Annotated in this window: 6 protein-coding genes; 4 read left to right on the top strand and 2 right to left on the bottom strand. The window is 41.5% G+C overall.

Going from position 1 to position 12348, the window contains the following annotated elements:
- Positions 1 to 206 precede the first annotated feature (206 nt).
- From HWQ43_RS14825 to HWQ43_RS14815, 3 genes are read left to right on the top strand one after another with little or no spacing between them, the layout of a single operon-like run.
- Positions 207 to 1724: a hypothetical protein gene (locus tag HWQ43_RS14825; RefSeq protein WP_292734896.1), complete on the top strand. Its 1518-nt coding sequence runs from the start codon at positions 207 to 209 to the stop codon at positions 1722 to 1724.
- Positions 1708 to 5121 (top strand): hypothetical protein, encoded by a 3414-nt coding sequence (locus HWQ43_RS14820; protein ID WP_292734893.1) that lies wholly within the window; start codon positions 1708 to 1710, stop codon positions 5119 to 5121. The genes HWQ43_RS14825 and HWQ43_RS14820 overlap by 17 nt, the downstream gene beginning before the upstream one ends.
- A 2-nt stretch (positions 5122 to 5123) precedes the next feature.
- Positions 5124 to 8258, top strand: coding sequence for an RNaseH domain-containing protein (locus tag HWQ43_RS14815; protein ID WP_292734890.1), 3135 nt, complete (start codon positions 5124 to 5126; stop codon positions 8256 to 8258).
- Between the two features lie 369 nt (positions 8259 to 8627).
- On the opposite strand, the gene HWQ43_RS14810 is transcribed toward HWQ43_RS14815, so the two are convergent.
- Together HWQ43_RS14810 and HWQ43_RS14805 are read right to left on the bottom strand one after the other, a co-directional pair.
- Positions 8628 to 8900, bottom strand: coding sequence for a GlsB/YeaQ/YmgE family stress response membrane protein (locus tag HWQ43_RS14810; RefSeq protein ID WP_094348080.1), 273 nt, complete (start codon positions 8898 to 8900; stop codon positions 8628 to 8630).
- A 470-nt stretch (positions 8901 to 9370) separates the two neighbouring features.
- On the bottom strand, positions 9371 to 9637 hold the full coding sequence (locus HWQ43_RS14805) for a hypothetical protein (RefSeq protein WP_292734887.1): 267 nt from the start codon (positions 9635 to 9637) through the stop codon (positions 9371 to 9373).
- A gap of 496 nt (positions 9638 to 10133) precedes the next feature.
- On the opposite strand from HWQ43_RS14805, the gene ligA reads away from it, so the two are divergent.
- Positions 10134 to 12170 carry an NAD-dependent DNA ligase LigA gene (ligA, locus tag HWQ43_RS14800; RefSeq protein ID WP_292734884.1) on the top strand — a complete coding sequence of 679 codons (2037 nt, stop codon included), beginning with the start codon at positions 10134 to 10136 and terminating at the stop codon, positions 12168 to 12170.
- The last annotated feature ends 178 nt before the right edge of the window (positions 12171 to 12348 follow it).

The raw sequence follows: 12348 nt of genomic DNA, 5'->3' as shown, positions 1-12348 counted from the left end.
CCCAGCCATACACAGATACACCCCTCTCATACGAGAAGTAGATTACCATATTTCGGTATTAGTGGGATAGGTTCGTAGAAAACTACAGTTTGTTGTAAGTAAAATCGCTGTACGGCGTAGTTTTATAGTGTAAATGAAAAGTTGACATTTTAATTTACATCATTTAGTGTAAACATATTAAAATGTAATTTGTATTATACATAGCCATGTACTTTGAGGACGTGCGTGAGTGGCAGGGAACTGCGGAGGCTCTGACAAAGGAGCTCAAACGCCAGATTAAACACCTTGAACTGTCTATAGAATCACCTGCCCTTCGTACTGTTCGGTCGTGGAGAGCAAAACAACTTTTATCACAACCCAAAGGGCAAGAATTTGGATTTCGTCAGGTTTTGGAGGGATTGGCAACTGCTCTGTTATTGAAGAAAGGTTGGACACTTGCAGCGATCGCTCAAGTTTTACCTTCCTTTGGTGAAGATGTTTTAGAGAGGCAAATTATTGCAGAGGCTCAAGGTCATGATCCTACTTGGCTACCTACAATTTCAGCAACTTCTTTGCCTTTACCTACAGGACACCGCCCAGCGATGGATCTGGCTGAAGATGCTGTGGTGTTACTTGCTCAGGGAATTCTTCGCCAATATGACCGGGTTCTCCCAGGTCGAGTAATTGTGCGCCAAGAAGATAGTACGTTGCCACCAGAACTCTATCAAGCAATGTGCAAATTAGGTCGTCTATATATTGAAGAAGGATTAAGCGATCGCGCTGCTTGTGTACATACTGTTTTAGATAACGCTCGATACTCTCTTGGTTGCGATCGCTGGCAGTTAGGGATTTTTAGCCAATCAGACTTTCGCTTTTCTAGCGTTACCTTAATCGATCCAGATTTACGAGTACCTACCTCAGACTGTGCAGAGATTGCCAATCTGAGCGGGGGTTTTGGCGAAGACAATGTGATTGAGCATCGGTTATATACTGACTTATGCCAAGCAACTCAACGATTGGGCGGTCGTCGCCAACACAAAGCTTACACTGCACTACGAGAGTTATTTGGTAGGTACTCTCTGATAGGAGAACGGCAATTATTAGACTACTTGGTTGAAAATGACTTAACCCCTTTACAGGGAATGATCGTTGAGAAATTCTTTGACTCAGTACCAGATATCTGGCTAGTTGATGGATTAGCACATCGCTGCGCCCACTGTGGCACATTGATGCGATCGCATCCCAACAAAAAACTTTTTTCACAAGGGCGGTGTCCAATTCGCCAGTGCATTGGGCACAACTCACCAAAAGTATCTGAAAAACTAGATCCCAAAGACATTTTACGAATTGCCGAGCCACGAATTCTTACCTACTGGACAGGCCCAGCAATTGACGAATTAGCCATTTTTGATACAGCCCGACAAAATAAGCTCAATGCTGAACTTTACCCGGAGTCTGATTTATGCGATGTGGCGATTAATGAACGGGCAATTGGAATTGATGCCAAATCTTACACAAGTCCGGTGACTCTGGCTTTGCGTCTCAATCGTAGTATTGGCGGGCTGATTCACTATCGCCGCCGCATTCTTGCTGTGAGCGATCGCTTAATTGAGGATAACCCAAGCTACATTTCTACTCTTAAATCAACACTAGATAAAAAGGGCGATCCCGCCAGTTTAGAAATTATGTCAGTTTCCTCTGTAATTGATTTTTTAAAGAAGATGCCTTATGCGAACCAAACCTGATTTTTGGAAAGGTGCAGACCGAATTTGCTGGTATTGCGTCTTGATGAAGGAGTTTATTAATACTGATTCACTGGAGTACGCGCCACTAGTGATGTCAGGTATGGCAAGCATTTTAAATGCACCTGCATTAGAGCCTGCCCGTCAAGCCCTTTTCAATATGCGGCAGATGTCGCTAACTTTTGTTACACAGCAGTCAGTTAAACACGCAATTGCTCTCTATAACAATCATCATTACTGCAACCACACTAAAGGAACGTATGAGATTGATATTGAAACACTTCACTTTAAAAGAACAGACCCTTTAGAAGATTCTTTAATTACACAAGCGCGTCAAATTCTTAGTATCCCTCTGCCATACGACTCCTATGGTTTTACATTTGCCGATCCTCGTCAGCAGATGGCGGTTGCGTTAGGTGAAGAGTCAACAGCAGTAAGGATGCCGATCGCTCCGATTACCGCCCCGATTGCTGCGCGTCGTACACATTCCCTTAACCGCCAACCAAGAGGAAAAATTTGCATTCCCCTAAGTGAACTGCGCGATCTGGCTATTGAGATGGACGAGCGTGAAAAGCAAGATCCTGAGCGGCGATCTGGTAGTTGGGCAGATCGTTTTGAACGCTTTGACCTCATGGTATCGGAAGCTGGAAAGGGGCTGCGGAAAGAAGAAGATGTTCTGGAGTTAGAAGACATCAAGCACTTAATTGGTTTACCAGGGTCAGGTAAAACAACCATTCTCGTGTTAATAGCTATCTGGCTAGGATTACATGACTATAAAGCAATGTTTGTGTTTCCCTCCATTGAAGTTGCTAGGCAGTACATGGCTGAACTGGCATTTCATCAAGTTAAGGTGGGAATGCTTGTCGGTCAAAGTGATGAAACTCGCCGTCGTCATGCAGACAATATTGCTGAAGCTATAGCAACACGAGGTAATGGTGGCTTTGCTCACACCTTAGAACAGGCAGAAGTTTTTGGGATGAACTGCGTCCTACCAGCCTTTTCAACTGCTGATATGTCCCTGTGGGGCTTTGGTTACGCACCTTGCAACGAGATATTGCAAGGTGGGGGGAAACAGGGAAAGATGAAGAAATGCCTGTGTCCCTTATGGACAATGTGCGGTCGAAACAAAGCACCGCGAGATTTGTTGGATGCTAATATTTGGGTTGGTCATGTGCGATCGCTCGATACTCAAATATCACCTCACGCGATTCAAGAACAAGTACGATATTTTGAGTTAATTGCGCGCACCTTCGACGTAGTTGTTTTCGACGAAGGCGACATGGTGCAATCAGTGTTAGATGGTTATGGGGCAGCAACCTTAAGTATTTCAGGCTCAGAGCGATCCATTCATCGGGTAATTCTCGAACAAATCCATAACCGCTTTGCTCGTGGTGAGAACTATCGATTATTTGATCGGGATGTAGAACTTTACAGTCGTGACTTGTCAGAATTTGGCAACCATAATACTTCCTTAATTACCACCCTTCAGAATATGTCTAAGTCGCGGGTGGGAGAACGCTACGAAAATCAATTATTGACTGTATTACGGATTGTTAGCGAACTATTGAATACTTTAAAGAAATCCTCTCAGCAGAATGACCTTGATGAGCAAGAAGCCAAACTAGGCTTTAGTAAAAGTCGGGCGCTGACTGAATTTTGGGAAGCAGCAGCATATAACGCCTTCTACGATCGCACAGGTGTTGAGAACCCTCAAGACTTTAAAGCAGATTTGTGGCCTCGGATTTTAGGCTATAACCGTGAAACCCTTGAAAAGCAATGGAAAACTCTCATTAATCATTTTCGCCGTTACCTAGCTGAAAATCTGATTAAGCGACGTGATGCGATCGTAGAAGAAATTGCCGAATTATTTCTTAAGCTTTGTTTTCCAGATCATTCACCAACAATAGAAGCAGAAGATTTAGCTAAATTACTTATAACTGTTACTTTCGTAATTGTGGGGTACCAGCGAATTGTACCAGGAACTAGAACGATGGTTGCAGAGGGATTCATTCGTGAAACCATTGGGGAGTCAACTGCATCACCAGAACTGCGAAAATTTATTCCAGAAAGCATTTTAGGTTCATTTTCTGGAGTGGAATACAGTTTTTCCAAAGCACAAACAACACGTACCGCCGCCAAAAATGTGCAATTATCCTACATTACATTTGTTGGTGCGCCTCGAATGTTAATGCATCGCTTTCATCGGTTGTTAGACGCAGATGATGGACATCAAAGCCCAGCCGTTTTAATTACTTCAGCAACTTCATTTTTAGAAGCTAGTCCCGCCTACCACATTGACGCTGGGCCGCATTATTTACTAAAACCGCGTCAGTCAGAACATAAACCAGAACAGAGTGTTTATCGTTTCAAATGGTTTCCAGATAGTGAACGTGGTGATGAACCCCTCAAATATAGTGGTGCTGGCGAACTTCAACAACGTAATCTTCTGCGGATGGTGAATGCCCTTGTGCGCGGAGGAATTACTAAATCTGAAATTTACAAGTCCATGCGTAATTTTGATGTCAAGTTTGGTATTCGCCGTAAAGCCGCTTTAGTTGTCAATAGTTACGATCAGGCTCGCACAATCAAAAAGTATATCAATGACTATCATCCTGAAGTTGGGCGGCATACAAAGGCAATTGTTAAATCCCTCAGAGATGGAGAACAACCGACAGATTTTATCACCTCTGCTCAGTGTGAGGCATTAGGAGACGATGAAAACTGTGATATTTTAATTTTTCCCATGTTGGCAATTGGTCGAGGTGTGAACATAGTTTTCACCAAAGGAGATAGAAAACTAGATGCAGCAATTGGCTCGATTTACTTCCTGACTCGTCCTCATCCGACAAAGGATGATATGCGGCTGTTGTACAGCTTGGCAGGACAGGCAACACAAGAATTTGATAGTCGAGTTTTTAGTGAAACAGAAGATTTAAATGCGATCGCAACTTCTTGGCAGCAATCAAGAAAAGACCTTTGGCGCACTGCCAATAGATTGTTACGTGAACCTTTAATGGCTAGCCGTTTAGGCCCTGAACTTTTCAAATCGTTTACAGCTAATCAAATGGTTGCAATTTTACAAACAATTGGGCGCGGGATGCGGAATGGATGCCCGGTATCAGTTTACTTTGTAGATGCAGCTTGGGCTAAAAATTCAGCAGAAGATAAACCCGACTCTGGGCGAGATAGTATGCTGGTTCAGATGCGAATCATTTTAGAAGAATGTGTCAACCATCCCGATCCTGTAATTCGGGAAATTTATCAAGAACTTTACGGCGCATTTCTAACACCTTTGCAGCGGATTAAAGGAGTAAAATACCCTGATGAATTAGCTAATTCACAAGATTTTACGGATGAAGAAGACGGTTTCAATGATTTTTCAACACTATTGGAGATGTAAAAATGACCGACAATTTTGATAATGACATGGAATTGGAAGAAGATTTATTTGAAGAAGAAGAAGAAACTGATGATAATTTAGTTTCAGATACCTTTTATATTCAGCAAGGTCAAATCAAACCAATCAAACAATTTCCTTTAGCCTTAACTGTGCCAGACGATCTGCGTCCAATTATAGTAGAGGGTTCTACTCTTACTTGGACAAAAGCAGGCTTGCTATGTTTTGCCGATATTCTACAAGGAACTAATGTCAAAAATCTCCCCTATGCCTCATTGCGAGGTTTTCTCGAAGTAGTCTTAAAAGATGCGGCACGAATTGAACCAGATGTAGGTCTTACGAAGTTCGCATTTAATAATGCTAAAAGGGGAGGTGAGCCAGAACCTTTTGTTTACCTAAATGGTGTTAATGAAGAAGATATCAATCAAGTGCTTCGCCCAATTATTAATGATTGGTTTGCAAATTATCTCAGACCGTTTGTAATAAAAGAAGACATATCAACAGATATTATTGACCGCTTGCAAGGTTTGCAGGAAAGAGGAGAACTTCTGAAAGTTTCTCCATTTAAATCTCAAGTATTCCCTTGGAATTGGTCTAAACAGACAGGTACAACTCAGCCAAAAGATTTAACAGATAAATATGCCTATCGTGCGATAGTAGATTACGTAGCTCGTCAAATTGCTGGACAAGAGATTTTTCCAGATTTAGGGCCGATAAAACGTATTATTTCCAGCAATTATGGGATTGTAGAATTGATCGCCGATCCGATAACCTTACCTGACACAAAAGGGAAATTCAGTTTTGTGGTGAGCTTGGAAGTTGTGACTTATCCTTCTTTGCCTCAACCTTTGGTGAAAGTTGAGGTTTCCAAACGTCGCTGGTTTACTCAGTTAAAAGATCCTAAATATGACCGTAGGAATATTAGCGGTTTTATATTTTCTCAAGACTATCCCAATCGCGCTTTTACCTATCAAGTAAAATGCAAACAAGATAAAAATAACGAACAAGAGAAGAAGAATTGGCGTTGGGTGACAGATACAGATTTTGAAATCCTGCGGAGAGAATTGAAACTACCTCTAGAATCTTTTGATGGGCAACAAATCGCTTTGGGCAAAGCCTCTACTGATAGCTGTGAGGTTGTTTTAACTTACCGTAATGGACTTCAAGATAATTCAGAAGAAGACGAAAATAGTTCAGAAGGATACGGTATTGAAACAGGTGTACCAGAGATTGATAAATTAGATGCCTTAGAAGCGATCGCTAAAATTCTTAACCCATTAGGAATCAAAATATTCGATGGTTATACAAAAGTACCATCCAAGCACAAACTAGACGATACAGCATCGCGGATGATTAATCTTCCTACACTGTTTGGTGGTGTTTTGGAAGCTCTCGAAACTAATTCCGACTTGGAGCTTACTGCGAAATACCTCGATCAACTCGACGACAGTCAAATCGATACCTTGCTACGCAAACACTTTGACATCCGTTTAGAAGAGATTGAGTGGGGAAGAAAAGCTCTTCAATTTAATAGATTTACGCCGAATCAAACGAATGATCTCCAAAATATCATTCAGGCAAACCAAGCAGCGATGCAGCGACTATATCTTAATGAGCAACCGAGACTTTTTATATTTTATGAAGCTGATTTGGAGACAGAAGCAAAGCTATTGCAGAAAATTACTAAAGTTTTGTGGGGAAACACACTCGAAATTATTCTTAATCGCTTGCCAGCAAATACTCACGGACCACGAGAGATTTTACCTGGAAAAGACTTGAAAAATAAGGAGCGATCGCGCCAGCGAATTGAAGCATGGAAATCCACTGCAAAACAGATTGAAGACACCAATAAACCAACTTTCTCCTTGATAATGGCACGGCAATTTTACCCAGATCCTACTGGTAAAAACACTGTTAAACCTGACGATAAGGTTAATAAACCTTCAACCCGCCAAGCACTTGCAAAGGTTGGTAGCGGCGTGCAATTTCTTCTACCCATTGCAAAGACACGTAAAACAAAGCATCTCAAACTCGCAGACTTCTTCCATCGGATGCAGTCGGCTCTGAAAGATTTGTTCTCGGCTCATTCTGGTCGGATTGATGGTGTAAAAGAAAAGGTTGACAAGTACTTGCAAAATATCCCACCAGAAGCTAGACCAAAAGAAATTTTAGGGTTCACAATCGTCCGTAAACAAAGGGGTCGCTTTCGTGGTGTTATTGAGAATACATTTTTAGCAGTGGTAATGCGCCTCAACGTAGATACAGGAAAATGTGAGCTTTCCTGTGCTTACGAAAAAGGAAATTTAGTAATCAGCCCGTGGTTTAGCTTTTCTGATGCACTAGCTTTTATTGCCCAACTTACTCCAATCAAACTGGCTGATAAGCGTAATGTGTCTAAAACTCGATTCATGGACTTTGTAAAACAGATTGTTTCTAACTCTGTGGAAGATGGGATGCAACCATTGGTTATGATTGATTCTTCCAACTGCGTCCAACTGTGGGATTGGCTTGCTGATAGCAGAATTAATACTAATCAAATTAACCTTGGTCAGCAGTCTGAGAATATGCAGGATGAATGGCAAGGCGCACGTCTAATTCGCATTCGCCAAGAACTTGCTCCTGGAATTATTGAGAAAAAAGCCCGACATTTAATAGAAACTTGTGTAGAAGATACTAGAACTAAAGAAGAACTAAATAAATTACCACCTACGCTGAAAATTCCTTCAGCTTCTAGTGCGACTGGATTATTTCGACTCAGCGCTACTAAGCAAACTGGATGTGTGGCTTATCTATCTGTGGCACGTGAAGCACCACATCAATATTCACGTGGGCAAAGTTGTTATCGTTCAACCCAGACCCTAGCCAACAAAGTTGGGTTAAAGATAAGTCAACTCTCTACAAAAGCTCCATTTGTAGGTCGCTGGCCTTCTCCAAATCCTCTAGAGATTGTTGTTACCTTGAGACAACCAGAAGATAATCCTGATGACTTAGCTGCCCTTGTGGAGTCACTGCGCTATGGCTTTGGTCACTATAGCGATTGGACAGGTTTGCCTGCTCCCCTATTTTTTGAGCGTGTTGTACGGGACTACATCAGTGATTTTGCGATCGCAGATGAGGACATTGAATCAGAGCAAGATTAAATATCCTACCAGTGTAGAAAGAGGCTACTAATAAATTTACAACTTCAAAGAGGTATTCTTTGAAATCAAACTAAACTTGCACAAATATGACTGTTATAATGCATCGGGATGCATTGGCATTGTAAGGTATCGCCAAATTTAATCCGCTGCAAATTAATAAAATCCTGTATTTAACAAGCCAAGTTTAGCTCGATTTTATCTACAGCTTATCACAAATCTAGGCGATCGCTAAAGACTCAACTGAGAACCACCATATTACAAAATAGCGCCAGGCTAATGACAGACTGGCGCTATTTTTTTAATTTAATTCACAGTTAAAAATAGTTAAATGAATTTGCTAAATCTTTGTCGTTGATTCACCGCAATTTTTTATACAGCACTGCGGTTGGTTAATAAATTCCACAAGAAAACTGCGACAATTGCACCAAGAACTGCTACCGCAATACCTGGAATGCTGAGACTAGGAGCTGCTAGAGATAAAGTTCCCGTACTGAAAAATACACCTAAACTACCGCCAACAAAAGCACCGATAATTCCTAACACTATAGTTCCTAGAATTCCGCCACCTTGATGACCAGGGTAGATAGCTTTTGCGATCGCACCAGCAATTAGACCTAAAACAATCCAAGCAAGAATATTCATTGTTGTTAAGTTGGTAAACGTTTTTGACTTACATATATATATTAACTATCTTCATTTCTGACTTAATCTACCATCAGAATTAATTATGAGTATCCATTAGGAATAGTTTAATTGCTACTAAATTTTTTAATATATTGGGCTACCATCCTGCTTAGGACAAGTCGGCTATAGATAGGTGTGACAGCCGTTCTCTTAGGATTTGCCAATGTCCTAAGCTGTCTGACCACTGCTATATGACCCATTTGAGGTTAGATAGTCAATTAAAAAAAGCTCCTAGTAGGTCTTTAACTAGGAGCTTATACAAACTATTGCTTGGTAATTGCAGTATATGCATTTTTAATTAGCTCTCTCCTCTACTAGAAGAATTAAGCTGAGTTTTTAGAGACTGTCTCTAAAGTAATGTAAAGGAAGCAAAATCAGGCGATTGAGACGATCGCCTATCCCTTTGCAACATATCTAGTTTTTAATTTTTAATTGCTTATCTGACGATCGCTACCAATAACTTGATGGCTGATAAATGGGAAGAGTCTGCGGTAAAACCAATGCATACTTAGAAAAATCAGACTTACTAAGGTTAACAGCATAACACCCAGAATCGTTGTATATGCCCTAGTACGCCACCAAAAGCCATTTGCGCCTAGTCGCACCAGCTTCCATAAGTTAGCTATATCGGCGCTTTCAGAATCGTGAATGGTGATTGATAAGGATGTTGCTGTGTTTTGTCGTGCAATTGTCATTTTAATTACTCCTTTATGCCCAAATGCTGAGGCATTAATTTTAAAGTACGGTAATACGATAGATTTACTGTTATTTGAATATAATATCTCATAGCTTGATGCAAGAAGCAAGTTTTAATGGCTTGGGTATGGGGCAAAACAGTTCCGTTAGCGGATAGCTAAGGTTTAGCCCGTTCTGAGTAAAAAAGTCAGATTCCCCACTCAGCACTCATTAGACATCTTGCAAAAGTTACTTTTGCAAGATGTTGGGGAAACGTTTTATATAGCCATTTATTGACTCGCGATCGCTCTACATTTTTTACCAGTGGAATTATACTTAGTACTCAGGGGAAGCGCACTACTGAAGTTTGCGGTGCGATCGCCCTATCCAAGTATTAGGTAGCGGAGGATTTGGTAAAACTTATTTAGCTTTATATATGGCTCAAAAGCCAAAATTTTGTATAGTACAAATGTATGATTTGTTAGCCCTAATCCTAGATATTTTATAATAATTCTCATGACACAGATTAAGCCGGAAGTAAAGCGCACAGAAGAATTGCGCCAGTTATTGCAACAAGCAAGCTTCGCTTATTACGTCCTAGATGCTCCAATCATGGAGGATGCAGTCTATGACCAGTTATATCGAGAATTGCAACAACTGGAAACTCAATATCCAGAATTGACAGCACCCGATAGCCCGACTCAGCGCGTAGGTGAGAGGCCAGCAACACAATTTACCTCGGTGCGGCACAATATCCCCTTGTACAGTCTGGAAAATGCATTCAATATTGATGAGTTGCAAGCATGGGATCAGCGTTGGCGGCGACAAGTACCGAAAATAGATGCAGTGGAATATGTCACTGAACTGAAAATTGATGGTTCTGCTTTGGCTCTTACTTACCAAGATGGCATTCTAGTTAGAGGCACAACTAGGGGTGATGGGGTGACAGGTGAAGATATCACCCAAAATGTGCGGACAATTCGCTCAATTCCCTTACGTTTGAATTTTGAAGGGTTAGAAATTCTCGAAAGGGTAGAAGTGCGAGGCGAGGCATTTTTGCCGTTGGAAGTGTTTAAACAAATCAACGAGGAAAGGCAAAAAGCTAGTGAGCAATTATTTGCCAATCCCCGCAATGCCGCAGCTGGTACACTCAGGCAACTAGACTCTCGCATTGTCGCTAAACGGCGGTTAGACTTCTTTGGCTACACCTTACACATTCCTGGTAGAGATGACACTAGTATTGCTAATACCCAATGGGAAGCATTGGAGTTATTAGAAAAGATGGGTTTTCGAGTCAACCCTAACCACAAACTCTGTGCTTCGATCGCAGAAGTGGCAAAATATTATGAATACTGGGATACGGAACGGCTGAATTTACCCTACATGACGGATGGGGTAGTCGTGAAGCTGAATTCTTTTAAACTTCAGGAACAGCTAGGGTTCACGCAAAAATTTCCCCGTTGGGCGATCGCCTTAAAATATCCAGCCGAAGAAGCACCTACCCGTGTAGAAAATATTGCTGTAAATGTAGGACGAACGGGGGCGTTAACACCGTTAGCCGAGATGCGCCCGGTGCAACTGGCGGGAACAACAGTTTCCCGCGCCACTTTACATAATAGCGATCGCATTACTCAATTAGATATTCGCATTGGTGATACTGTCATTGTCCGCAAAGCTGGAGAAATCATTCCAGAAGTGTTGAGGGTAATCAAAGAACTCCGTCCCGCTGACACCGAACCCTTCGTTATGCCTACCCATTGCCCAGTCTGCGGCCAATTGGTGGTGCGAGAATCCGGTGAGGCGGTGACTCGGTGCGTCAATGCTTCCTGTGCGGCGATTCTCAAAGGTTCCATTGAACATTGGGTAAGTCGTGATGCCTTGGATATTAAAGGTATGGGCGAAAAACTGGTATATCAACTCGTTGATAAAGGTTTGGTGCATTCCGTTGCCGATTTATATGAGTTGACAGCAGAGAAGTTATCTGCATTGGAAAGGATGGGGAAAAAGTCGGCAGAGAAGTTAGTGGATGCGATCACTCAATCAAAAAATCAACCTTGGTCAAGGGTATTGTATGGTTTAGGCATCCGTCATGTTGGCAGTGTGAATGCCCAATTACTGACTCAGAAATATTTCACTGTAGACCAGTTAGCGGCAGCAAAGCAATCAGATATTGAAGGCATTTATGGTATTGGTGCTGAAATTGCCCAATCTGTGTACCAGTGGTTTCGGATTGATGCTAACCAAAGGTTGATAAAACGCTTACAAGCAGAAGGATTGCAATTAACTGCCACAGAGGAAACAAAAATATCTGGGGATGGTAATCAAAAGTTCGCAGGTAAAACTTTTGTAATTACGGGAACATTGCCAACCTTAAAGCGGGATGAAGCGAAGGCTTTGATTCAAAAAGCTGGGGGGAAAGTGACTGATTCAGTTAGTAAAAAAACAGATTATTTAGTTTTAGGAGAAGATGCTGGTTCCAAGTTAGAAAAAGCAATTTCCTTGGGAATTACGCAGCTAACTGAGGCGCAATTATTAGAGATACTTGAAGATTAAAACAAGGTATCCCTGATGCAAATAATTTAGAATTTCTATCCCACAATACAGTTTAGATAAGCTCAAAGACCTGATGTAGAGACGCGATTTATCGCGTCTTCAAAGACCAATCATCTATTAAAACCCACATTCCGCAGGGCGTGTTAAAAAAGAAGATAATATTTTCGACAAGGGGCAC

Source organism: Nostoc sp. JL31 (assembly GCF_017114965.1).
GTDB lineage: Bacteria > Cyanobacteriota > Cyanobacteriia > Cyanobacteriales > Nostocaceae > Nostoc > Nostoc punctiforme_A.
Note: the sequence above shows the minus strand (reverse complement) of the source record. Positions and strands in the feature narration are given on the sequence as shown.

Coding starts and splice junctions, on each gene's coding strand:
- HWQ43_RS14810 (WP_094348080.1), bottom strand. CDS start 8,900: ATGAATATTCTTGCTTGGATTGTTTTAGGTCTAATTGCTGGTGCGATC.
- HWQ43_RS14820 (WP_292734893.1), top strand. CDS start 1,708: ATGCGAACCAAACCTGATTTTTGGAAAGGTGCAGACCGAATTTGCTGG.
- HWQ43_RS14815 (WP_292734890.1), top strand. CDS start 5,124: ATGACCGACAATTTTGATAATGACATGGAATTGGAAGAAGATTTATTT.
- HWQ43_RS14805 (WP_292734887.1), bottom strand. CDS start 9,637: ATGACAATTGCACGACAAAACACAGCAACATCCTTATCAATCACCATT.
- ligA (WP_292734884.1), top strand. CDS start 10,134: ATGACACAGATTAAGCCGGAAGTAAAGCGCACAGAAGAATTGCGCCAG.
- HWQ43_RS14825 (WP_292734896.1), top strand. CDS start 207: ATGTACTTTGAGGACGTGCGTGAGTGGCAGGGAACTGCGGAGGCTCTG.